A 24,155-nucleotide genomic window follows, 5' to 3' on the forward strand; every position below is an offset into this window, starting at 1 on the left:
CACGGTCTGGGAGCACCGCCGTTGCCAGGTTGAGAATCGATCTCAACGGTGCAGACGCTGGCCGCCTTCCGGACCGCTGGCGGAGCGGGCTGCGCGGGGGTCGACCGGTGTGCACGCACCTTCCCGGCACAAGGCAACGGCGAGGAGAGATGCTCCAGGCATTCATCATTGTGCTTCGGGAGGGGTTCGAGGCTTTCCTGATCGTGGCGATCACGATCGCGTACCTCCGACGAACCGGGAGGACGGCGCTTCTCTTCGCCGTCCACGCGGGGATCGCAGCCGCGCTGCTCGCCAGCGCGATTCTCGGTTGGATCCTGATGCAGGGGGCGAACCTCCCTCTCTGGGAGGGATTGCTGGGCCTGCTCGCCCTTCCCCTGGTGGTGGGGCTGGTGGTGCACATGTGGAGGGAAGGTCCGCGGATGCGCGGCCGGATCGAGGGCAGGATCGAAGCCAGCGTCTCTCGGCCCGCTACCGGCTCCGCTGCAGCCGGGATCTTCATCTTCACCGCGCTCATGGTCGCGCGTGAAGGAATGGAGACGGCGCTGCTCCTCTTCCAGGTCCGGCAGGGGCGTCTGCTCGCCGGAGCGGCCCTGGGGCTGGTCGGCGCGCTCGCCATGGCGTGGCTGTGGGTCCGGGTGGGACACCGGATCGACCTGCGTCGCTTCTTCCAGGTGACCGGAATCTTTCTGCTCCTCTTCAGCGTGCAGATCGCCATCACCTCGTTTCACGAGCTCGCCGAAGCCGGAGTGCTGCCTGGCAGCACGGCATTGCACGTGGCCACGGAGCCCTACGGACCCGAAGGCGTGTACGGACGCTGGCTCGTGCTGCTGATGGTGGCTACACCAGCCGCGTGGCTCGCGGGCGCCTGGTTGCTCGATCGGATCGGCTGGCGAGCGGAACACGGGTTGTGAGCAAGCGCATGGAGCGGCCGTTCGACGAGTCGACGCCCGGCGCCGTGCCGGACAACGAGGACCTCACACCGTCCATGGTGCGCGCCGCGTTGGCGGAGGTGCGTTATCCGGGCCTTAATCGCGACCTCGTCTCCTTCGGGATGGTGCGCTCCGTCGCCGTCCGCAACGGCCGGGTGCACGTCTCACTGGTGCTGTCGAGCACCCGTGAGGAGGTGCCCGAGCTGCTCCGAAGGGAGATCCGCGAGAAGCTCATCTCCATCGGTGCGGTGCGCGTGGAGGTGCAGATCCTACCCCCGGAGCGTCGTGCCCCGGGAGTCCCGGATCCCTGGGCCGGCCGCGGGCGACTGCCCGGCGTATCGCGAATCGTCGCGGTCGGCTCCGGCAAAGGCGGGGTAGGGAAGAGCACCGTCGCGGCCAACCTGGCGCTCGCGCTGCGTTCGGAAGGTCTGCGAGTAGGGCTGATGGATGCCGACATCTACGGGCCGTCCATCCCCATCATCCTCGGGATCGAGGACGGTGCTCAACGCGTCCGGATGAGCGAGGACAAGAAGATCCTGCCACTCGAAGCCCACGGGCTTGCCGTGGTCTCCTTCGGCTTCTTCCTGGGCCCTCAGTCTCCAGCGGTCTGGAGGGGACCGATGGTGAGCAAGGCGGTCAAGCAGTTCTCCCGCGGGGTCGTCTGGCCCGAGCTGGACGTGCTGGTGGTCGATCTCCCTCCGGGAACGGGTGACGTCCCGCTGTCGCTGGCGCAGTCGGTAGTGGTCGACGGAGGGATCGTGGTCACCACGCCGCAGCGTCTTTCCGTGCAGGAGGCGGAGAAGGCGGTGGGGATGTTCCGCAAGCTCGAGGTGCCAGTGCTCGGCATCGTCGAGAACATGTGCTACACCGCCTGCGCCTGCGGGCGCCGATCCCATCCCTTCGGTCGCGGCGGTGGCACAGTGTTGGCTCAGCGGAGCGGGGTGCCCCTGCTGGTGGAAGTTCCTTTCGAGGAGCCGGTGATGGAGGGAGAGGATCGGGGCGCCCCGCCTGTACTGGAGAGCCCACGGGGAACCGCGGCGTCGGCCTTCGGGGCGCTGTCCCGAGCCATCATCGAGGCGCTGGGGTTCACCCGGATGGAGGATGACGAGTACGCCGTAGAGAGATCCCCGACAGGGCTCACCGACGAACCCCGGCAGCCGGCCAGTGGCGCCCTGGCTAGACTTGGAGGATAGAGTCCGATTGGCACCTTCAGGAGCGGCTGCATGGCCTTCCCACCGAAACCTCCACCGTGCACCACCGATCCCACCGGCAAGGCGGGTATCGCGGATGACCTCGTGGAGAAAGTCCGCCGCGCCAACGCGCTGGCCGGGGCCGAGGCGCAGGTCAGCGAAAAGTTGCGACGGGTGATCGATCGCTGCACCGGCGAAAAGCAATCCGTCCCCTTCCCTGGAAGCGGCACCCGCCGTCGCCCCGACGTCGATCGTCGCCCGCCGGCAAGCGGTCCGAGCGTACGAGTGCGGCCATAGTTCCCTGGATCAATCGCATCAGCTCGGCCAGGAAAGTCCGGCCGCGGCCACTTCTTGGAGATGGTCTCAGAGCTGGCCTCAGGCTGGTCTCAGGGCCGCCGGTCCAGCAGAGGATGACGCTCGGACGCGAGGCCGATGAGGTCGTTCAGCGCTGGCATCATCCGCCGGACCGCGTTGCGCCCCTCCTCGATGGTGGATCTGCCCCGCGTGAACTCGAACGAGGGCACCTGCAGGACGCGCGGAGTCAACAGCAAGTCCGGAGGATCGCCGGCGAGGCGGGAGCGGCTGAGGCGGATCTGCATGATGTCGAACGCCGACTGCACCACCCAGCCGAAGGGTGGGGGAGAGTTGTTGCTGGCGGGCGCTTGAGCGGCGTCGACCCCGCTGGGCTCGGTGGCGGCGGACGGCGACCGATCCGCCCCGTCGCGCACGACGGCCGGCCGCGCGGGGCCGACCCCACCGCGCGAGGAGCGCTGGAGGGAAGCCCCGTGCAGGTCCACCGCGATCACCAACTCCGCCCCGAGCACCCGACAGAGGTTGACCGGCACGGGATTGACCAACCCGCCGTCGGCGAGCCAACGCCCCTCGCGAAACACGGGAGTAAAGAGTCCCGGGATTGAGATCGAGGCGCGGATGGCATCCAGCAGGGAACCTTCCTGAAGCCAGATCTCCGACCCCGATCCCAGGTCCGTTGCCACCGCGGCGAAGCGTCGAGGTAGTTCCTCGATGGTGATGTCGCCGAGATGCTTCCGGTACAGGTCGATCAGCCGCTTGCCGGCAATCGCTCCTCCGCCGCCGAGCGTGAAGTCCAGCAGCGCGAGGACTTCCCGGCGGGTCAGCTGCATGACCCACGACTCGAGCTCACCCAGCTTCCCGGCCGCGTAGATTCCTCCCACCAGCGCCCCGATGGAGGTGCCGCAGATGATCTGGGGCTCGATGCCACGCTCGGCGAGCGCGGCGAGAACCCCGATATGCGCCCAGCCACGGGCCGATCCGCCTCCCAGGGCGATGCCGATGACGGGTGCGGGAGTGGTGGCAGCCATGACGAACCTACCCTGGTGGATGAGGGCAGACAGTATGGAGGCGGGCGCAATTCGAGTACCGTAACGTTTGAGGCCCCTCAAGCCGGTACGCAATCGCCGCTCGCCCGCTCCGTGACCCGCTCGAGGTCGCCGTCGAGCGCGCCGGCAAGGCGTCGGTCGTGCCCGTAGAGGTCCTCTCGAAACTGAAGCTGGCCGGCCGAGTCGACCCAGACCGTGGTGTAAAAGATGTGCACCGGGATGGACTCCTGCAGCGCCACCGTCCGCTCGACGCGGCGACTCATCCCGGCTGCGATCTCCTGCCGGCTATCCGGGCTACCTGGCTCGCAACGGCATCGAGTGGGTGCGCGACGGATCGGGGTATCGCCTGCGGCAGGCTCCCGGAGCGTCGGCGTCTGTCGGGGGATGACGGCCCGGGCGTGGGGAGGATCACGATGTGGCTTCGGTGCAAGGACCCGCAGTGCGGTGGCGCTTAAGTTAGCGCTTCCGCACTACAGGCCATCCACACCCGCTCCCAGGCCGAGCCCGTGCAGGCACTCGGAACTGCAGGACGGCTGGACGGGATCATGCGTTGTCGGCGAATGCCGATCTGGTGCTTCCAGCTTTCACGGCCGCGAAAATGAGACACGGGGACGATCACGGGTCCGGCGAGCATGCCGGTCGGCAGTCAACGGAGAATGACCCTCCCACGCGGGAGCCAGCCGAGCCTCCCGCCATCGCACGCGACATCCATGGTGGTCGCGAAGCGCGGGTAGGCCAGGCAGCCCACGACGGCCATGCGGCGCACGCCGGCCAGCCAGGCCACGACGGCAACGTCGTGCACGGCGGCCCCAACGACCGCGCAGCCCCCGCGCGGGTCGACCATGCGGGTGACACCCGTCATGACGTCAACGTTGCTCACACTGGCCATGACGAGCACGTAGGCCAGGACCAGCACGCCGCCCACGGTGCCCACACCGACCAGGACCAGCACGTCGGTCGCGATGCACACGCCGCTCACGACAGGCACGCCGGCCACAGCGCCGAGCTCTTTCGCAACCGCTTCTGGGTCTCGCTCGCCCTCACGATCCCCACCATCGTCTGGGGCCATCTGCTGACGCGGCTCACCGGGTACACACCACCCGTCTTTCCCGGCTCGCAGTGGATCGCTCCGCTCCTCGGAACCGCCGTCTTCGCCTACGGCGGACGCGTCTTCCTGCAGGGGGCCTGGCGCGAGCTGAAGGACCGCCTCCCGGGGATGATGACGCTCATTTCCCTGGCGATCACCGTCGCATTCGTCTTCAGCCTGGTGGTCACCTTCGGTTACCCGGGGATGGCGCTGTGGGAGGAGCTCTCCACGCTGGTGACCATCATGCTCCTCGGTCACTGGATGGAGATGCGCTCCATCTCCCAGGCTCGGGGAGCTCTCCAGGAGCTGGCAAAGCTGCTCCCTAATACGGCCGAGCGCGTCGTGGACGGAGGAACGGAAGAGGTTCCCCTGGACGCGCTGCGCACTGGCGACCTGGTGCTCGTCCGACCAGGGATGAGTATCCCCGCGGACGGCGTGGTTCGACAGGGCGAGAGCGCCGTCAACGAGTCGATGCTCACTGGCGAATCGCGACCCGTGGAGAAGGCAGAAGGGGACGAGGTCATCGCCGGGACCGTGAATGGACGGGGCTCGCTCCGCGTCGAGGTCACCCGCACGGGGGAGGGCACGGCCCTCGCCGGCATCATGCGCCTCGTGAGCGAAGCGCAGAGCTCCCGATCGCGCTCTCAGGCACTGGCCGACCGGGCCGCCTTCCTCCTGACACTGATCGCCATCGCGGCGGCCGTGGTCACGCTGACCGCGTGGGCCCTCCTCGGCGCCCCCTGGGGCTTCACCATCGAGCGAGTTGTCACGGTACTGGTGATCGCCTGCCCGCACGCGCTGGGGCTCGCGATTCCTCTCGTGGTCGCGATCTCCACCACGCTGGGCGCCAAGGGCGGGCTCCTGGTGCGAGATCGACGCGGGCTCGAGGAGGCCCGGAAGCTGAATGCGATCGTCTTCGACAAGACGGGCACCTTGACGCTAGGCGAGCACCGGGTGGTCGAGTTGGTCACCGCCGAGGGAGTGACGCGCGAAGAAGCCTTGCGCATGGCTGCCGCCGTCGAGCAGGACGCCGAGCACCCCGTGGCGCACGCCATCGTCGAGAGTGCCCGCGAACAGGGGCTGGAGATCCCTCCCGCAAGCAACTTCGAGGCGATCCCCGGCTGCGGCGTGCGGGCGATGGTGGAGGGCAGGGACGTGCGGGCGGGTGGACCGAATCTGCTGAACCGGCTGGGCGTGGAGCCTGACGCGGAGATGCGCTCGGCCATCGAGCGGTTCGCCGAGGGTGGCCAGGGCGCCATCTACCTCGTCGAGAACGGCCGTGCCCTCGCCGCCTTCGCGGTAGCCGACGCCATCCGGCCGGAGTCGTACGACGCGGTGCGGCGGCTGCACGAGCGTGGGATCGAGGTCGTGATGCTCACCGGCGACGCAGAGGCGGTCGCCCACACGGTCGCGCGCGAGCTGCGGATCGACACCGTCTTCGCCCAGGTGCTCCCTGAGGACAAGGCCGAGAAGATCCGGCAGCTCCAGCGCCAGGGGAAGCGCGTGGCCATGGTCGGAGACGGGGTCAACGACGCCCCGGCGCTGCTCGCCTCGGACGTAGGCGTGGCAATCGGCGCCGGGACCGAGGTCGCGGTCGAAGCCGGCGACGTGGTCCTGGTGCGCAGCGATCCGCGCGACGTCCCGCGCATCATCGAGCTGAGTCGGGCGACCTACCGGAAGATGATCCAGAACCTCTGGTGGGCCGCCGGCTACAACATCGTCGCCATCCCGCTGGCGGCGGGGGTGTTGCAACCGTGGGGAATCCTGCTCCACCCGGCGCTCGGTGCGGTGCTCATGTCACTCTCCACGGTGATCGTCGCCGTCAACGCCCAGCTGCTGCGAAGGATAGCGTCGCGGCCGGGATGGTGAGCGGCTCGGCCGATCCGACACCGACGCGCCCGCCGGACGGTAACGCGGACATCAACAGCCGGGTTGGTGGCCGCCTGCAGTCCACAACCCCAACCCTCACGGCTCCCTTTTTCACACCAGATCGTCGATCTCCCCACAGCCGTCGCGAAGAAGCTCCGACAGCCTCCCGACGGCCGCCCGCTAACTTCGGCGAGGAAGCTGACGGCGCCTGTACCTATCCGGCGCCGAACCATCCACCTTCGGGGGAGGAGACCATGCTATTCTCCGAACGCAGCCTGTGGACGATGATCCACGGTGTCGTCCTCGGTGGCGGCGGGCTGCTGGCCCTCGCGGCCGCCCTCGCGGCGATCTACCTGCTGATCCCACGCCCCCAGGACGGAGGCGTCGCGGTCGATCGATCGCGGTCTATCGCCGGCCTGACCGGATTCAGCGCACTGATGCTGTGGCTCGCCACGCTGGTGGGCACGTACGTCATCTTCCCCCCGTATCGCGCGACACCGCCCGACGGCGCAACGGATCTGGCCGCTTACCCACGCGCGCTGCTCCTGGCCGATCCTTCGAACGAGTGGCTGCACCGTTTCGCGATGGAGTCCAAGGAACACGTTCCCTTCATCGCCTCCATGCTGGCGACGGCGGTCGCCTTCGTCGCCTGGCGCTACCGTCAGCGTCTAACGCGCGAGCCGTCCCTTCGTCGGATGGCAACGGCGCTACTGGCCATCGCCTTCGCGCTCGTTGCCTACGTGTCGCTGCTGGGGGTCTTCGTGAACAAGGTTGCGCCGCTGCAATAGGGGGCACTGGAACGCCGGCGCACTGCAGCTCGAGAGGAGGACCAAGATGGCGATTCGCGACAGAGAAGTGACCGTTTCGGTCAGGGTGGCCACCCATCAGTCGAATGGCGCGGGAATGGCGGCCTACCTGGCGGCGGGAATCGGGGTCTTCGCGATGGGGCTCGTGGTGACCCTCAGCGAGATGGGGCTGCTGACCCTTCCCGTGCTCTACGAGCCGGCCGGCGGCGTCTCGTCCCGAACGACCGCAGCCGTGCTGATCTGGCTCGTGAGCTGGGGAGCGCTGCACCTCCGCTGGCGGGATTCGGAGCTGAACCCGCGGATGATCACCATCGGCACGCTGCTGCTGGTGCTGCTGGGTCTGCTCGGCACCTTCCCGCCTTTCTGGGAAGTGGTCGCTTGAGCAGTGGTCGTCCAGGATGCCCTGGAGGTTCAGCAACGGTCAGTGCCCCACGCCCATCGGCGGCGAGTTGCGGAGCGCATCGCGCGCGGCATCCGGGGAGACGAGCAGCTGAGGGCAGGTGGCGGCCTCGACCACAGCGGCTGAGACACTGCCGAGCTCCGAGGCAGCGGTGATAACCCTGCGTGTGCCCAGCACGAGCAGGTCGACGGGCTCCGATCGAGTCTGCGCCAGAATCGCCTCGGCCGGGTCGACTCCGGTAACCAGGCGGCTGTCGACATCGACGTGCGCCGCGTCGGCTCCGGTCGCGCGTAGCCGCTCGACCTCGGCCTGAAGGGCCGCGCTCCGGCTCTTGGCGTCCGCGTTGCGGGCCACGTGCAGCACGGTCAGGCTCGCCCGGCGCCGCGGAGGGCGCAATGCCGAGGCCCACGACAGCGCCACGACCAGCGCCCCGGCGCTCGACTCCGAAAGGTCGACCGCCGCCGTAACCCGCTCCAGCGGCAGCCGGAGGTCCTCGGGAACCACCAGGCAAGGGCAGGGCGCTCCGCGGACGACCGCGGCCGCGGTGCTGCCCATCGGCCCCACGGATTCGCGGCCGCGGCGGTGCGGACCCAGCGCGATGGCATCTGCCCTCAGGAGCTCGGCGTGCTTCAGGATCGCCTCCGCGGGATTGCCCGCGAGCACTCTGCAGCTCGCCACCTCCGCTCCCGGTGGCGCGATCTGCGCAAGCCTCTCCCGTAGGTGATTCGAGTCGCCCGGAGTCGGCTCGTCCGCCACATGTAGCAGATGCAGGCCGGCGCCCGAGAGGCGGGCCAGTCCCGCTGCGGCACGGAGAGCCGGCTCGGAGCCGCCCTCTAGATCGGTGGCGACGAGGATCGATTTCAGAGTCAGCAGCCGCATGTTCGCTCGCTTGCAGGGCCGGAATCAGGCGCCGGAGACAGATCCGGGCGGTCAACGATGCAGCAAAGATCGGGCGCGGGCGGAGACGGCTCCGGGAGCAAACCCGTGGGCAGATCCACCCAAACCCTCCACTCTCGATCCGGGAGGAAACAATGGCGGACTTTGCGGGCAAGGTCGCGATCGTCACCGGCGCGGCGTCGGGGATCGGCCGAGCCGTGGCACTCCTCTACGCGCGCGGCGGAGCGCGGGTGGTTGTCTCCGATGTCAGCGAGGAAGGGGGAAGCGAAACCGTCCGCCTGATCCGGGAGGCAGGAGGGGAAGCCCGCTTCGTCAGAACAGACGTGTCCCGCCCGGAGGAATGTGACGCACTGATCCGGGAGACGGTGGAGGCCTTCGGCCGGCTCGACATCGCCTGCAACAATGCGGGAATCGGCGGAGAGGCGAGCCACACCGCCGATTACACCATCGAGGGGTGGCGCCAGGTGCTCGACATCAACCTCTCGGGGGCGATGTACTGCATGAAGTACGAGATCGCGGCAATGCTCGAGAGCGGAGGCGGGTCGATCGTGAACATGGCATCGATCCTCGGGCAGGTCGGCTTCGCCACTGCCCCCGCCTACGTGAGCGCGAAGCACGGGATGCTCGGGCTGACCAGGACCGCCGCCATAGAATACGCACAGCGAGGCATTCGCGTGAACGCCGTCGGCCCGGGCTTCATCCGCACCCCGCTCATCGCTGAGCTGGAGAACGATCCCGAGACCTACGAGATGCTGGTCTCGCTTCACCCGATGGGGCGCCTGGGAGAACCGGAGGAGGTGGCCGAGGTCGTCGGCTTCCTCAGCTCCGATCGGGCTTCCTTCGTGACCGGTGCGTACTTCCCGGTGGACGGCGGCTACCTGGCGCGCTGATCGCCGTAGGCGTGTCCAGCACTTCACCACAAAGATTCCTGACTTTCCCTGACTTCAGTCGGGCGAAAGCGGCACCCACATTGGCCGTGTCATCCCTTGCGGCCGGTATCATCCGCCCACGAAGCCTTCCACCGGGGGGGAGATCGATGAACGTCGCCTTGCAGATTCGGGAAACGCCGGGAGGGATGGTGCAGGCCGAAGCGTTGTTGGCCGAGTTCGGGAAGCTGCTCGCTTCTTCCCTCGACTACGAGGAGACCCTGGCAGGAGTAGCCGAGCTCGCCGTTCGGTTCATCGCGGACTTCTGCATTATCGATCTCCTCGAAGATGGGGCGATCAAGCGACAGCAGGCAGCGCACGCGGATCCTCTGAAGGCGGACCTCACTCGAGAGCTACTGCGATTCCCGCTCGACCGCACCCGCCCGCACCTCTCCCGGGAGGCGCTCGAAACCGGGAAGTCGGTCCTGGTACCCGAGGTATCCGACCAGCTCCTGCGGCAGATGACCCAGAACGAGGAGCATCGACGGATCCTCACAGCGCTTGACCCGCGCTCCTTTATGGCCGTCCCGCTCCTAGCACGGGATCGGCTGCTCGGAGTGGTGCTGTTCGTGTCCTCCACCCGCACCTATTCCCAGTCGGACCTGCTGCTCGCCGAGCGACTCGTCCGCCTGGCCGCCCTCGAGGTAGACAACGCACGCCTGTTCCGCGAGAGCCAGCAGGCGCTGCTTGCGAGGGACAACGTTCTGCGCATCGTCGCTCACGATCTGCGCAATCCGCTGAACGCAATCACCATGAGCGCAGATCTGTTGCGATCCGACCGGTTGACGCCGGAACAGCGGGATCAACAGGCGGAGCTCATCGGTCGATCCGCCCGGCGGATGAACCGGCTCATTCAGGACCTGCTCGACGTGGGTCGCATCGAATCCGGTCAGCTTCACCTCAGCCGGGTGCTGCTGGAGCCGGCCCGCCTCGTCGAAGAGATTGTCGAGCTCAACCAGTCTCTCGCCAAGGTCGGCTCGCTCTCCCTGCGCGGCGAAATCCACGAAGAGCTACCTAAGATCTCGGCCGACCGCGATCGGATTCTGCAGGTGTTCTCCAACCTGGTGGGCAACGCCCTGAAATTCACGCCCCCGGGGGGAGAGATCGTGTTGAGTGCTGCCCCTTTCGGGAGCATGGTGCGCTTCTCCGTTACCGACACCGGTTGCGGCATTGCACCGGACGACCTTTCCCGGTTGTTCCGGCCGTTCTGGCAAGCAGAGCGACAGCAGCGTGATGGCCTGGGGCTCGGGCTCAGCATCGCGAAGGGTATCGTCGAAGCGCATGGTGGAACGATCCACGCAGAGAGCTGTCCCGGGCGCGGCAGCACCTTCTGGTTCACCATTCCCGCGGTGATCCCCCCTCGCGGGGGCGAACGAAGGCACGGTCCGTCGGATCGTCGAGCGAGCTTGACCTCGTCCCCCGGCTGACCGCCCGAGTCACGAGGCCCGGGTGCCAGCGAACGCCTGCGTTACCCCATCCTCTGCGACCCTCGGTCCCCGCCAGATGACGGGCGAACATCTCCAGCCGATCGCCTCGACCGACGTCACCGCACTTTCGAGCCGCACGCGACAGATCGCTCGGGGAGTGTGGCGGCTGGCATCCGCGCGCATGACGGCGGGAAATCGGGTGCGACTGCTTCACGACGGCCCCGAAACCTTCGATACGATGATCGGCGCGATCGAGAGCGCCCGCGAGCAGGTGGTCCTGGAGAGCTACATCGTGCGACCCGACGCGGTGGGCCGTCGTTTCTCCGAAACTCTGAGATCCGTGGCGGAGAGGGGCGTGCGCGTTCGCATGCTGGTGGATGGCATCGGCAGCCGGAGCACGCCGCGCCGGTTCTGGGATGAGCTGCGCGTCGGCCTCGTCGACGTGCGGATCTTCAACCGCATCGGATGGCGTCCGTGGTTCGGACTCGTCCCACGCGATCACCGGAAGCTGCTCGTGGTCGATGAGCGGATCGGGTTCACCGGGGGCTTCGGTTTGGGGGAGGAGTGGGATCCCGCCCGTCCTGAATCGGGCCCGCCTCGCCAGTGGCGTGACACGGCGGTGGAGATCGACGGCCCAGCCGCCCGGGACATGCACCGCGCCTTCGAGCGGATGTGGGAGCGAACGGCGCGTAGATCCGCCTCCGCTCCGCCTCTCGAGGAGCACCTGAACCGGCCGGGGCCGCCGCTGACGGACGGCGGAGCGCTGGTGGCGATCGTCGAGGGAGAGCCCTGGAAGCTCCGTGTGGCTCGGGGGCTCCAGGTGCAAAGCGTTCTGGCCGAGCGCTCGATCTGGATCGCAACCGCCTACTTCATTCCTTCCTTCGTGGAGATCGAAGGGCTCACCGGCGCGGCGCGGGACGGAGTGGACGTGCGGCTCCTCCTGCCCAGCAAAAACGATCACCCCTGGGTCACGCGCCTCGCGCGCCGGTTCTATCCGAACCTGCTGCGCAGCGGCGTACGGATCTGGGAATGGGGCGGCGTGATGATGCACGCCAAGACGACGGTGGTCGACGGCCGCTGGGTGCGGGTGGGATCCACCGACCTCAACCCGCTAGGATTCGCGGTCAACTACGAGCTCGACGCGATCATCGACGACCCCGACCTCGGAGAGGACGCGGAGGCCATGTTCCTCGCCGACCTGGAGCGCTCCCGCGAGATCGTCGCAGAGTCGGTCTGAAGGCGGCTCCGGAGGTCCTCGCAGACGTGGAAGCCAGGGATACATCGCCGCATGGCGACGGGCTGGAGTACAAGGGGGGCGGCATCGGCATGCAGCCGCGCATCGGCGGAGGCACGGCGTTCCTCCTGCGGCGCCTGAGAAGATGTGACATGTGTCACTGACCGGCTGCACAGAGGGGCCTAGCGTCACGTGCAGGCCGACGATTTACGCTCGGCCGTCCCCGCAGCAATCCGCGGGACTCCGCAGACCGGAGGAGGTCATGAGCCGCCGATGCACACACGATCCAGTCCGGGTGGTCTCGAAGCAGCCCCTGTTCGCCTCGCTGTCCGAGGCTGAGTGCGCCGCCCTCGTACGGCGTTCCGTCTGCCGGGCCGTGAGTCGTGGCGAGGTCCTCTTCCGTGAGGGAGAGCCGTGTCGCGGTCTGTATCTGGTCGTCGAAGGGGAGGTGCGTAGCTATCGCGCCAACCGCGACGGCGACGAGCAGGTGTTCGGAACCTTCCGGGCGGGCGACTCGCTGGGGGAGGTGTCCCTCTTCGATGAGGGCGCACACCTGGCCTCCGCACGCGTCACGGAGGCGGGGCGGGTGCTCTTCCTCCCGCTGGACGAGGTGCATGCTCTCTATCGCACCCACCCACAGGTCGCCATGGCAGTGGTCCGCGAGCTGGGCCAGCGCGTCCGCGCGCTCGCGGCGCTCGTCGACCGGCTCGCCCTCCAGAACGTGCGCACCCGGGTGGCGGGTGCAGTGCTGGCCTTCGCGACCGCCCACGACGCGCTGCGACCCGGCGCCACCTTCCGGCTGCCGCGTACGCAGGAGGAGTTGGCCGGAGAGCTCGGGACGACCCGCGAAGGCGTCTCGCGCGCCCTCCGTCATCTCCGCATGACCGGCGCGATCGACCAGCGTGGAGCGAGGATCCAGGTGCTGCAGCCGGACCGCCTGCGCCGGTTGGCCGAAGGGGAAGGTCACGACTCGGCCGACCGCCGTGGCCGCAGGGCGATGTACCGTCTGACTCCCGAGCCGGCCAACGGGGGCGGGCGACGCTGCGCCTGAGCCTCTCGACTGCCTCTCGCTTCCCCGGAGCGTGTCCGCTGCCGCCGGCAGCGCGACGGATGCACGCCGCCTGCACGCGAAGATCGTTGCGCTCAGGCGGCGTGCTCGCATAGTTGACGGGTACCTTCTCCGTCCGCCCCCCTCTGCTCCGCACGAGCTCGTCGGCACACCGAACGAAGTGGCTCTCCCGAGCACCTGCGGCGGATCTCACCACCCGAACAACGCGACAAACCCTCCGAATCTCTGAGCACCTACCCGCCCGAGCAGCGCTCGGGCGCGCTTGCGGGCCGCACGCCCGCTTCATTCCCCACCCGGAGGCTCCCATGCGCCGTGGAAGACGTGGGTTCATGCTTGTCGGTACCGTCCTGCTCGCGGGTTGTTATCACGCGACCATCGAAACGGGACTGCCTCCATCCGGCGAGGTGATCGAGGTGGAGTGGGCGCATGGCTTCGTCTACGGCTTGGTGCCTCCTTCCACGATCGAGGCGGCGGAGGAGTGCCCCAACGGCGTCGCGACTGTAGAGACCCAGCTCTCCTTCCTGAACCAGGTCGCGAGCGCTCTGACGCTGGGGATCTACACACCCATGCAGATCACCGTGCGCTGCGCCTCGCGGGGCGCGGCCGCACTCGACCGCTTCGAGGTGCCGGCACGCGCCTCGCTCGAGGAGGCGCGCGAAGTCGTCACGCGCGCGGTGGTGCTGTCCGCCGATCGGGACGTGCCGGTGGTGGTACGCTTCCTGAACGAGTAGAGGCTGACGGGTCGCGGTTCCGGCGGTCGCTGGCATCGGCCCGTCGCGTTCGAAGCGGCGGGTCGATTGCTGTGGCCGAGCCCCGGTCGAGTCGGTGCGGGCTCGGGTTCCTCCCGACAATTCTCTCCAACAATTCCCCATTACCCTGCGACCCCACCCCCTGCACATTGGGAAGCGGCACCAGACCGCGACCGGGCGACTTACCTCGTCCTGTCCATCCCTTTCCGGAGGCAGACATGGAGCAAGGCATTCGTAACATCGTTCTCGGAGTCGCCGAGCTGGAGCCGGAGGACCCGCAGCTCGCCCCCACGCTCCGCCTGGCGGAGGCGCTCGGGGCAACACTGCACGTGGTCCACGCTTACCATCTTCCTGACCCCGTGCTGTACCCGTATCCGGAGATGCCCGTCTTCAGCTCCGAGCATCTGAAAGAGGTCGAGGAGCAGACGCGCACGCGGCTCGAAGCCCAGGTCCAGGCGCTCTCCCGGGGAGCTTCCATCGTCTGCAGGGCGGTACCGCTCCCGGCCGAAAAGGCGATTCTCGATGTCGCCGACGAGGTGCATGCCGACCTGGTGGTGGTGGGAGCAACCCGGCGCGGCACGCTCGCGCGGACGATTCTCGGGACCACCGCGCAGAGGGTGGTGCGCGCGGCAAAAGCTCCCGTCCTGGTGCGGCGAAGGGAAGAGCACGACCAGCTTCGACGGATCCTCTTCACCACCGACCTCTCCGACCATAGCGAGGCCGTATATCGGCGCGGGCGCGAGCTCACCGCGATACTCGGCCGGGGTGAGGTGGCCGAGCACCGGGTTCTGCTGGTGCTGGATTACGACGTGCCGCCGCTGCCACCCCTGTCGAGGGAATCACTCGTCGATTCGGCCATGCCCGAACTCGAAAGGTTCCTCCGCTCGGTCGATCCTTCGGCTCCTGGCTCGATTGCGACAATCCGAATCGGTGAGGCCTCCAAGGAGATCGTAGCGGAAGCCTCTGATTGGAAGGCGGATCTCCTGGTGGTGGGCACCCACGGGCGGAAAGGCGCATCGCGCTTCCTTATCGGAAGCGTGGCCGAAGGAGTCGTGCGCACGGCGATGTGCGACGTCCTGGTGATTCCGAGCGCCGCCCTGGCGGCCCAACCGGAAGCGCAAACGCCATGAGCGACCGGCGCCTCCCAGGCGGCGTGTTCGATCCGCGTGGGGCTCGCGATCGCCGGGCGCCCATGAAGAACTATGGAAGGAGATGATCCGATGTCCGTGGCTCGCTGGTTGAGGTGGTTCGACGACGTCGGGTTGGACGACGTGGCGGAGGTAGGCGGAAAGAATGCTTCGCTGGGCGAGATGCGCCGGGCGCTCGTACCGCTCGGCATTGCCGTGCCGGACGGGTTTGCGACCACGGCGGAAGCCTATCGCGCCTTCCTTCACGAGAACGGCCTCGAGGAGGTACTCGAGAAGGAGCTGAGCGGGCTCGACGTAAGGGACATCGACAGCCTGAAGCGAGCGGGGCGGCGGGTGCGCAGCGCTTTCCTGTCGGCGGAGCTACCGCGCGGGCTGGTGGACGCCGTGTCCCAGGCCTATGAGCGCCTGGAGGAGGAATACGGCGAGCAGTGCGACGTGGCGGTGCGCAGTAGCGCCACCGCCGAGGACCTACCGGAGGCGAGCTTCGCGGGCCAGCAGGAGACCTTCCTGAACGTGCGCGGCCCGAGCATGCTCGTCGATGCGATTCGGCGCTGCTTCGCCTCGCTCTTCACCGACCGGGCCATCGTCTACCGAGCCGACCGGGGCTTCGAACACCGACAGGTGGCCCTCTCGGTTGGCGTCCAGAAGATGGTGCGCTCCGACCTCGCCAGCGCCGGGGTGATGTTCTCCATCGACACAGAGACCGGGTTTAATAACGCGGTCCTGATCAGCGCGGCGTACGGCCTGGGGGAGAGCGTCGTGCAGGGAAGCGTCAACCCGGACGAGTACTACGTCTTCAAGCCGACGCTCCTGCAGGGCTTCCGCCCGGTGCTGCAGAAGAAGCTGGGCTCCAAGGAGTTCAAGCTGATCTACGAGGAAGGCGGCAGCCGGCCCACACGCAGCGTCCCGGTTCCCCCTGACGAGCGCAGGCGCTGGGTCCTCACCGATGACGAGATCCTCACCCTGGCCCGCTGGGCGTGCGCCGTGGAGGAGCACTACTCGAAATACCACGGAACGCCCACCCCGATGGACATGGAGTGGGCCAAGGATGGCCTCACGGGCGAGCTGTTCCTGGTGCAGGCGCGCCCGGAGACGGTGCACGCCCAGCGCGCGGGAACGGTGATCGAGCGCCACATCCTGGATGAGACCGGCGAAGTGATCGTGACCGGGCGCAGCGTGGGCGATCGCATCGGGAAGGGAGTCGCCCGGATCATCCGGAGCCCGGCCGACCTCGATCAGCTCCGGGAAGGGGAAGTGCTGGTCACCGAGATGACCGACCCCGACTGGGAGCCGGTGATGCGGCGCGCCGCAGCAATCGTGACCGACAGGGGTGGACGAACCTGCCACGCCGCCATCGTCAGCCGCGAGCTGGGCATCCCCGCGGTGGTCGGCACCGAACGCGGCACGTCGGTGATTCCGGACGGCGAGGAGGTCACCGTCTCGTGCGCAGAAGGGGAAATCGGCCATATCTATCGCGGGCTGCTACGCAGTCACATCGAGCGCACGGACCTCGCCGACCTGCCGCGCCCCCGCACGGCAGTCATGCTCAACGTGGGCAACCCGTCCGAGGCGTTCGCGCTCTCGGCCCTCCCCAATGACGGTGTTGGCCTGGCTCGCCTGGAGTTCATCATCGGGTCGCACGTGCGCACCCACCCGATGGCGCTCCTCTACCCCAAACGAGTCTCGAAGGCGCGGGAGCGGGCGGAGATCTACCGGTTGACGGAAGGATACCCGGATCGCAGGCAGTACTTCGTCGATCGCCTGGCGGAGGGGGTGGCCATGATCGCGGCCGCTTTCTGGCCGCGTGACGTGATCGTTCGCCTCTCCGACTTCAAGACCAACGAGTACGCAAGCCTGATCGGCGGCCGCGATTTCGAGCCGGTCGAGGAGAACCCCATGCTCGGCTTCCGTGGGGCTTCGCGGTACTACGACGACCGCTACCGCGAGGGCTTCGCGCTCGAATGTCGCGCCATGTGCAAGGTCCGAGACGAGATGGGGCTGCGCAACGTAAAGCTGATGATCCCCTTCTGTCGCACAGTGGAGGAGGGGGAGCGAGTGCTCGCGGAGATGGCTGCAAACGGCCTCGTCCGCGGGGAGAACGGCCTCGAGATCTACGTGATGTGCGAGATCCCGAGCAACGTGATTCTCGCCGCCGAGTTCGCCCGCATCTTCGACGGCTTCTCGATCGGCAGCAACGACCTCACCCAGCTCATACTCGGCGTCGATCGAGACTCGGAGCTCGTCGCTCACCTGTTCGACGAGAGGAACGAAGCGGTGAAGCGGATGATCACTGAGGTCATCGCCGCCGCGCGAGCAGCCGGACGGAAAGTCGGCATCTGCGGACAGGCCCCGAGCGACTATCCCGAGTTCGCGCGCTTCCTGGTGCAGGCGGGGATCGACAGCATCTCGCTCATTCCGGACGCCGTCGTCAGCACCACGCTCCGGCTGCTCGAGCTCGAGGAGCCCGCGGTGGCGCGGTGATGGGGGGTGCGGCCAGCGCCGCCGACCGGACGGTTTCCGAGGACGAAACGCCGCGACACACAACCAGTAACCGTCGGATGGCACGATCCCGGCCCGTAGGCGCGCCCCTTGTGGGGCCCCTTGTAGGCGCCCGCAAGAGAAATCTGCGGACGGGTCAGCTTTGCGTAAGCCGCCGATCTCAGCGTCGCGGGGCGGCCACGACGGTGCGGTTTCGCCCCTGAGCCTTTGCCGCGTACATCGCCTCGTCGGCCGCCTGCAACAGCTCCTGCGCAGTGGCGCCAGGCAGCTCGGAGGTGCTTGCCACCCCGGCGGACGCGGTGATCCGAACGAAGCCGGCATCGCCGTTGGGCAGGCGGGTCTCCACCTGCGCGATGGCCGCGCGAACGCGCTCCGCGACCTCGCAGGCGGAGGATCCAGAGCTGTTCGGCAACAGGAGCGCGAACTCCTCGCCCCCGATGCGCGCTTCGGTCTCTCCGTGGCGGGTCGTCGCGGTAACGGCGCGCGCGGTGTTGATGAGCACGGCATCGCCCGCGAGGTGACCGTGCTCGTCGTTGATGCGCTTGAAATGATCCAGGTCGAGGATCACCACGGCCAGCGGATCGCCCGTGCGCTTCGCTTCCGCGAGCTCCTCGGCCAGCCGGGTATAGAAGTAGCGCACATTGCGCATGCCGGTCAGCGCGTCGGTAACGGAGAGCATCTCCAGACGCGCGTTCACGTCCAGCAGGTGGTCCTCACGGCGGCCGAGAATCGAGCCGAAGAGACCGAAGGCGACCGCCGTGCCTATGGTCATGTAGAGGTAGAGCAGGGGACTGCGAAGCAGCGCGGCACCTGCGGGAACGCCGCGAAGCAGCTCGATCAGCAACCAGCCCAGCGGAGCGCCGATCGAGAGACCGACAGCTTGAAGCGTGCGGGTCGTCGTCCTCTTCATGGTTACCGGGTGATGGGGAGGATCTGCGCGAGGCGCGGCCCGGGCCGGGCCGACCAGCATGGGAGGAGCTGAGATGGAACCGAGGAATATCCGGTCGATCGTCGTCGCGACCGACCTCACAACCGAATGCGATCGGGTCGTCCGCACGGCCGCCTCGATCGCCGCTCTCACCGGGGCGGAGCTCCACCTGATCCACGTGCTCAAGATCACTACGCTGCCCCCCGCGCTGAGCACGGAGGACACCACACCCGATCTCGAGGCCTTCGAGCAGGCACAGGAAGCGCTCGAGGCGCAGGTCGAGCGATCGACCCCAGCAGGGTTCGAACCAGCCGGCATGCTGGTCGTTGCGGATCCGTCCGAGTCCGAGGCGACCCGTCGACACGTGGAGGAGACCGGCGCTGACCTGGTCGTGCTTGGGCCGCACAGGGGCTCACCGACGGACCGCCCCTACCTGGGCACCACGGCGGATCGGGTGATCCGGATGACGAGCGTCCCCTGCCTGATCGTGCGGGAGCAGATCGAGTTTCCTATCCGGCGGATCGGGGTTCTCACCGACTTCTCCTCCGCGGCACGCGCCGCCTTCGCAGCCGCCCTGGGGTGGATCGAAGGGTTCTCCGGCGGCCCGTCCGCGAGGGGCGACGATCGCGTGCAGGTCTCCGTGGCACACCTCGCCTGGGCCGGAACCACGACGGACACGGCAAAGGTGGAGACCGAGACCATTCGCCCGCAGCTCGAACGGTTCATCGAGCGAGTCGTCCCCGCCGACGCGCTACGCAATGTCGATGTGCTTCCGCGGGTTCTCTGGGCGGAGGACGCGATCGATACGATTACCCGGTGGGTTCGGAACGAATCGCTACCGCTGGTCGTGCTCGGCACCCAGGGGATCAGCCGGTTGCCATACCTCTACCTCGGCAGCCTGGCCTCGACCGTGGCGCGGACCGCCCCCTGCTCCGTGCTTCTCGTCCCGCCCGACTACACCCCCGCGTCGGAGCTCGAAGAGGCGGCTCGCGCCCTGCGGGTCGACACCGTGGTGACGGGCGTCGACTTCCACGAGAGCTCCTGGGAAGCTGCGCTGTGGGCGATGCGGTATCTCGCTCCCGAGGCTGCCCACGAGCTGGTCCATGTCATCGACCCACCCGATCTGCCGGGACCGCTGCGGAAGCTCGCGGGGAACCGCGAACAGCTCCGCATTGCCACCCGGAACGCGGCGCAACGCCGCCTGGAAGAGCTGCGCGACCTGGGGGTATCTCCCCACGTGACCACCCACATTCGTGAAGGAGCGCCGGCGGCCGAGATTCTCCGGCTGGCGGAGGAATCGGGTGGCGACCTCGTGGTGGTCGGCGAACAGGGGCCGACGCGTGGTGTGGCTGCGCTACTGGGCAGCACGGCGGAGCGCGTGCTCTTCGAATCGGACATCCCGGTCCTGGTAGCGAGAAAGGTGGGCGATGCTCCTCCGCGCCACCTCCTCGTGGCCATCGATCCTTCCGAGATCTCAGCGCGGCTGCTGGAATGGGCCAGGGCACTGCAATCGCGCTTCGATGCCTCCGTCACCCTCCTGAACGTGGTGGACCGTGTGCTCCTCGTCGACGAGCTCACGGGGCTTCCCACCACGAAGACCTTCGAGCGGCTGCAGGAGGATGCGACCCGCGCAATGGAGTCGTGGCTCCGGGAGCAGGTCCGGACTGCGGGTCTCTCCGACGGTCGGGTGACGACGAAAGTGGCGGTGGGTGACCCGGCTTACGAGATCATTTCGGCAGCCGCAAGCGAGAAGGCCGACCTGCTGTTGCTGGGTAGCAAAGGAGGTGACGTCGCCCGCACCCCGATGATCGGGCGGATCGTCAACAAAGTGGTGCGTAGCGCTCCCTGCTCGGTGCTGGTGGTGTCCCCCTCAAATGCGGAGGAGAGATGAAGCTGACCTTCCTTGGAGCAGCCAGCACCGTAACCGGCTCGCGCTACCTGCTCGAGACCACCACCCGACGTCTGCTCATCGACTGCGGGCTGTTCCAGGGTCTGAAACAGCTTCGCCAGCGAAACTGGGAGCCGTTCCCGGTCGACCCGGCAAGCATCGACGCGGTGCTGCTCACGCACGCGCACCTCGACCACTCAGGCTACCTTCCGCTGCTCGTCCGCAACGGCTTCAACGGCCCGATCTATTGCACGCCCTCGACCAGGGCCCTGTGCGGGGTCCTCCTCCCCGACAGCGGACACCTCCAGGAGGAGGAGGCCGAGTACCTCAACCGGCACGGCCTCACCAAACATCGGCCGGCACTGCCACTCTACACCCGCGACGACGCCATCGCCTGCCTCGACCGCTTTGAAGAGGTTCCATTCCGGACCCTCATCGAGCTCGGCCAGGAGGTCACGGCCACCATCGTTCCGGCCGGGCACATCCAGGGGGCGGGGATGATCGATCTGCGCGCCGACGGAATCTCGATTCTCTTTTCAGGAGATCTGGGAAGACCGCACGATCCGCTGCTCCCGGCGCCCACCACGGTTGCGCACGCCGACTACCTGCTGGTCGAGTCCACCTACGGCGATCGCCTGCACGAGCGCGTCGACCCGCTCGACCAGCTCGAATCGATCGTTCGCCGCACCATTGACCGAGGCGGAGCCGTGGTGATCCCGGCATTCGCGGTCGGTCGCACCCAGACGCTCCTCTACCTGCTCTACCGCCTCCGCTCTGCGAACCGGATCCCGGACGTCCCCGTCTTCGTGGACAGTCCCATGGCGTCTTCGGCCATCGAGATCTTCCGCCAGCATCCGGCGGAGCATCGGCTGACGCCGGAGGAGTGCCGCGCCGTCTGCTCCGTGGCGAAGCCCGTGGAGTCCGTGGAGGAATCCAAGAGCATCGATCGCATGCGCATGCCGCGGATCATCATCTCGGCGAGCGGCATGGCCACCGGTGGGCGGGTGGTGCACCACCTGAAGGCGCTGGCCCCGGATCCCCGCAATACCATCCTTTTCGTGGGCTACCAGGCCCCCGGTACGCGCGGCGCCACCATGGTGTCCGGCGCGGGGCGTGTGAAGATCCACGGACAGTACGTGCCGGTGCACGCGGAGGTCGCCGTGCTGGACAACCTCTCCGCTCACGCGGACGCCGAAGAGATCCTGACCTGGCTGAGGAACTTCGATGCGGCGCCGCGCGAAACCTTCATCGTCCACGGCGATCCTGAAGCGGCCGATACGCTGCGGCTGCGCATCAAGGAGACTTTCGGATGGGAAGCTCGCGTTCCGGAACACCGCGAGGCGGTGGAGCTCCGCGTCGCGCGCCCGCGCGCCGGGCAACTGGCGACGAATCCATGAAGGCCCCGACGCCGAGCCCTAGTTGATGGGGTTCCGGTACGATCGCGCCGGCGACCCCCAGCGCGCCTCCGTGTTTGTATGTTGGACCTGCGCCGCCCCTGATCAGTGCCGCGGCGCGCTTCGCGACGCGGGCGCCAGCAGCATCGCACACTCAGCAGGCAAGTGCCATCTCCCGTCCTCCTGCTCCGGCTCCACCGCTCCCCCTCCTCCGTAGCGCTCGTCCTCGCTGGACCAGATCAGTTTCCAGCCGGCCTCATTCGGCGGTGCAAGCAATGGTTCAGGCGCCGGAGAGAAGCGCATCTCCCGGCCCAGGTTGACCACGAGCAGGCGATGGTCGTGGAGGGGGCCGAAGTAGCGGAGCAGGAAGGCCGATCCACCCAGCACCGCACCCTCCGGGCGCTGATCACGGCGGGCGGCCAGTACCGGATCGGTCCGACGCAGGGTGAGCAACTCCCGGTGGAGCCGGTACACGTGGGCATTTCGCTCCCGATCGGTGAAGTCGAGCTTGCACTCGGCAACGGTGGCGGGGTCTGCCGGATCGGGCAGATTGGCACGCTGCAGGGAAGGGAACTGCTCCAGGAACTCTCGCCGTCCTTCACGGACCGCGGCCGCGAGCTCCGGCTTGTGATCGGCGAAGTAGAGGAAGGGCGACTCGGCAGCGAACTCCTGCCCCATGAAGAGGAGCGGCGGGTTCTGACCGAGCAGCAGGACGGCGGTCATCGCCCGTAGCCGCCCCGGGCTGGTCAGGCGATGGATGCGGTCGCCCCGGCCGGAGTTGGCGACCTGGTCGTGGTTCTGGAGGTAGTGGACGAATCGAAACGGCGAGAGGTCGAAGGCGAGGCGGCCGCGCCGCTTCTTCTGCCAGGCGTAGTGCTGCCCCTGGTAGAGGTAGCCCCAGCGGGCACTGGAGACGAGCTCCTGGGGCGTGCCCAGATAGTCGTGATAATAGGCCTCCGTGCGCCCGGTCAGAGCCACGATGGCGGAGTGATGGAAGTCGTCGTTCCAGACCCCGTCCATCTCCATCCCCCCTTCCTCCTCGGGCCGCACCAGCTCCGCGTGCTGCGGCTCGTTCTCCGCGACCACGACGATCGACCGCCCCTTCGCCGCGGCACGGGCTGCGCGCGTGACCTCCGCCAGGATGTGTGCGGGGCCCGAATGGATGTCGTGCACGCTCTGGGTGGCGTCCAGGCGCAGTCCGTCCAGGTGGAATTCGCGGATCCAGTAGGCGGCGTTCGTGATGAAGAACTCCCGCACCGGCGCGGAACCGGGTCCGTGGAAGTTGAGCGGATCCCCCCACTCGGCCTCGTAGGCGTCGGTGAAGTAGCTGTCCGAGAAATCCGGGAGGTAGTTGCCGTCAGGCCCGAGGTGGTTGTAGACGACATCGAGGATCACCCCCAGGCCGTGCCCGTGAGCCCGATCCACGAAGGAGCGGAAGTCGTCGGGTGTGCCGTAGCGATGGTAGGGGGCGAACATGTCGACGCCGTCGTAGCCCCATCCGAAGGCGCCGGCGAACTCGGCGACGGGCATCACCTCGAGCGCCGTGACCCCGAGCTGCGACAGCTCAGGGAGCTGCTCCTCGGCCGCCCGCCAGGTTCCTTCAGCCGTGAAGGTACCGATGTGCAGCTCGTAGTAGACCTGCTCCGCAGCGTCGAGCCCCCGCCATCCGGAATCCGACCAGCGGAAGGTGTCGGGGTCGATCACCTGGGAGGGGCCGTGAGGGCCTTCGGGCTGGAAGCGCGAGGCGGGGTCGGGTCGGAGCAGATCCTCATCCAGGCGGTAGCGATAGGTCGTGCCCGCTTGCGCTCCGGGCACGTCGCCCTGGTGGTAGCCGCCGGGCTGGGGACGAAGAGGGAAGACCGCGGGGGCCCCGGCCCCCCCTTCCAGGACCACTTCCACCAGGCGGCGCGCGGGCGCCCAGACGCGGAAGCGAGTGCCGCCTCCGCCGAGGAGCGTCGCCCCGAGCGAAGCGGGTGCGGGCCCCTGTGCCTGAGCTCCATGCATAGCGTTTCTCCGGGCGGTCGGTTCTGAGGCTCCGGCCACCGCGGCGTGGCCTCGTACGAGGGCCAGAGGCAAGGACCGATCCTCTCCGTCACGGCCTCCTCGCAGGGTTGACTGTGCTCTCCGCAGCCGCCTATATTGGAGGCCCTCCCGCAAAAACGCCGTCATCCATTTTCCCGCGAAATCTCGCGCGGGTCCTTGACGGCGGGCAGCGGAGGGGATAAGATATAAGGCTCGCCCGGCGAGCCTGGCTGGGCACGCGAAACAGATGGATTTGGGATTGCTTCCTGGCCGGTGGAACGGTCGGGTGGCGTTTAGAGCAGGTGCGAGAGCGAGTCTCGCGCGGTTGGGATTGA

At 67.9% G+C, this 24,155-nt stretch carries 20 protein-coding genes; 15 read left to right on the plus strand and 5 right to left on the minus strand.

Features of this window, described 5'->3' with window-relative positions; genetic code table 11:
- Positions 1-149 precede the first annotated feature (149 nt).
- Genes VF167_07600 through VF167_07610 form a run of 3 tightly spaced genes read left to right on the plus strand, consistent with a single transcriptional unit; the run spans position 150 to position 2,416 of the window.
- The gene (locus tag VF167_07600) at positions 150-911 is read left to right on the plus strand and encodes an FTR1 family protein (GenBank protein HEX6925278.1); all 762 of its coding nucleotides are present in this window, start codon (positions 150-152) and stop codon (positions 909-911) included.
- On the plus strand, positions 908-2,122 hold the full coding sequence (locus tag VF167_07605; GenBank protein HEX6925279.1) for an Mrp/NBP35 family ATP-binding protein: 1,215 nt from the start codon (positions 908-910) through the stop codon (positions 2,120-2,122). Before VF167_07600 ends, VF167_07605 begins: the two co-directional genes overlap by 4 nt.
- A 30-nt stretch (positions 2,123-2,152) precedes the next feature.
- Complete coding sequence (locus tag VF167_07610) at positions 2,153-2,416, plus strand: hypothetical protein (protein HEX6925280.1); 264 nt, start codon at positions 2,153-2,155, stop codon at positions 2,414-2,416.
- Positions 2,417-2,505: 89 nt separating this feature from the next.
- Here VF167_07610 and VF167_07615 read toward each other — a convergent pair whose 3' ends face one another.
- Entirely contained in the window at positions 2,506-3,459 is a 954-nt protein-coding gene (locus VF167_07615) for a patatin-like phospholipase family protein (GenBank protein HEX6925281.1), read from the minus strand.
- 77 nt (positions 3,460-3,536) lie between these two features.
- Positions 3,537-3,740 carry a hypothetical protein gene (locus VF167_07620; protein HEX6925282.1) on the minus strand — a complete coding sequence of 68 codons (204 nt, stop codon included), beginning with the start codon at positions 3,738-3,740 and terminating at the stop codon, positions 3,537-3,539.
- Between the two features lie 335 nt (positions 3,741-4,075).
- On the opposite strand from VF167_07620, the gene VF167_07625 reads away from it, so the two are divergent.
- From VF167_07625 to VF167_07635, 3 genes are all read left to right on the plus strand, one after another.
- Positions 4,076-6,433 carry a heavy metal translocating P-type ATPase gene (locus VF167_07625; GenBank protein HEX6925283.1) on the plus strand — a complete coding sequence of 786 codons (2,358 nt, stop codon included), beginning with the start codon at positions 4,076-4,078 and terminating at the stop codon, positions 6,431-6,433.
- Between the two features lie 254 nt (positions 6,434-6,687).
- Positions 6,688-7,221 (plus strand): hypothetical protein, encoded by a 534-nt coding sequence (locus tag VF167_07630; protein ID HEX6925284.1) that lies wholly within the window; start codon positions 6,688-6,690, stop codon positions 7,219-7,221.
- A gap of 46 nt (positions 7,222-7,267) precedes the next feature.
- On the plus strand, positions 7,268-7,621 hold the full coding sequence (locus VF167_07635) for a hypothetical protein (GenBank protein ID HEX6925285.1): 354 nt from the start codon (positions 7,268-7,270) through the stop codon (positions 7,619-7,621).
- Positions 7,622-7,660: 39 nt separating this feature from the next.
- Here VF167_07635 and VF167_07640 read toward each other — a convergent pair whose 3' ends face one another.
- A complete protein-coding gene (locus tag VF167_07640) occupies positions 7,661-8,518 on the minus strand; it encodes a universal stress protein (protein HEX6925286.1) in 858 nt (285 codons plus the stop codon).
- Between the two features lie 152 nt (positions 8,519-8,670).
- On the opposite strand from VF167_07640, the gene VF167_07645 reads away from it, so the two are divergent.
- From VF167_07645 to ppsA, 7 genes are all read left to right on the plus strand, one after another.
- A complete protein-coding gene (locus tag VF167_07645) occupies positions 8,671-9,426 on the plus strand; it encodes an SDR family oxidoreductase (protein ID HEX6925287.1) in 756 nt (251 codons plus the stop codon).
- A gap of 146 nt (positions 9,427-9,572) precedes the next feature.
- On the plus strand, positions 9,573-10,889 hold the full coding sequence (locus tag VF167_07650; protein HEX6925288.1) for an ATP-binding protein: 1,317 nt from the start codon (positions 9,573-9,575) through the stop codon (positions 10,887-10,889).
- 76 nt (positions 10,890-10,965) lie between these two features.
- Positions 10,966-12,126, plus strand: a complete 1,161-nt coding sequence (locus VF167_07655; protein HEX6925289.1) for a phospholipase D-like domain-containing protein — start codon at positions 10,966-10,968, stop codon at positions 12,124-12,126.
- 259 nt (positions 12,127-12,385) lie between these two features.
- Positions 12,386-13,174 carry a Crp/Fnr family transcriptional regulator gene (locus VF167_07660; protein ID HEX6925290.1) on the plus strand — a complete coding sequence of 263 codons (789 nt, stop codon included), beginning with the start codon at positions 12,386-12,388 and terminating at the stop codon, positions 13,172-13,174.
- Between the two features lie 323 nt (positions 13,175-13,497).
- Positions 13,498-13,923, plus strand: coding sequence for a Bor family protein (locus tag VF167_07665; protein ID HEX6925291.1), 426 nt, complete (start codon positions 13,498-13,500; stop codon positions 13,921-13,923).
- Positions 13,924-14,159: 236 nt separating this feature from the next.
- A complete protein-coding gene (locus VF167_07670) occupies positions 14,160-15,071 on the plus strand; it encodes a universal stress protein (GenBank protein ID HEX6925292.1) in 912 nt (303 codons plus the stop codon).
- Positions 15,072-15,161: 90 nt separating this feature from the next.
- Entirely contained in the window at positions 15,162-17,570 is a 2,409-nt protein-coding gene (ppsA, locus tag VF167_07675) for a phosphoenolpyruvate synthase (protein ID HEX6925293.1), read from the plus strand.
- 178 nt (positions 17,571-17,748) lie between these two features.
- Here ppsA and VF167_07680 read toward each other — a convergent pair whose 3' ends face one another.
- A complete protein-coding gene (locus VF167_07680; GenBank protein HEX6925294.1) occupies positions 17,749-18,498 on the minus strand; it encodes a GGDEF domain-containing protein in 750 nt (249 codons plus the stop codon).
- Positions 18,499-18,571: 73 nt separating this feature from the next.
- Between VF167_07680 and VF167_07685 the strand changes: the two genes are divergently transcribed.
- Together VF167_07685 and VF167_07690 are read left to right on the plus strand one after the other, a co-directional pair.
- Positions 18,572-20,407: a universal stress protein gene (locus VF167_07685; protein ID HEX6925295.1), complete on the plus strand. Its 1,836-nt coding sequence runs from the start codon at positions 18,572-18,574 to the stop codon at positions 20,405-20,407.
- Positions 20,404-21,801 (plus strand): MBL fold metallo-hydrolase, encoded by a 1,398-nt coding sequence (locus VF167_07690; GenBank protein ID HEX6925296.1) that lies wholly within the window; start codon positions 20,404-20,406, stop codon positions 21,799-21,801. Before VF167_07685 ends, VF167_07690 begins: the two co-directional genes overlap by 4 nt.
- Before the next feature lie 102 nt (positions 21,802-21,903).
- On the opposite strand, the gene treZ is transcribed toward VF167_07690, so the two are convergent.
- Positions 21,904-23,802 (minus strand): malto-oligosyltrehalose trehalohydrolase, encoded by a 1,899-nt coding sequence (gene treZ, locus VF167_07695; GenBank protein ID HEX6925297.1) that lies wholly within the window; start codon positions 23,800-23,802, stop codon positions 21,904-21,906.
- Positions 23,803-24,155: the final 353 nt, after the last annotated feature.

The organism is Longimicrobiaceae bacterium (genome assembly GCA_036375715.1).
Taxonomy (GTDB): domain Bacteria; phylum Gemmatimonadota; class Gemmatimonadetes; order Longimicrobiales; family Longimicrobiaceae; genus DASVBS01.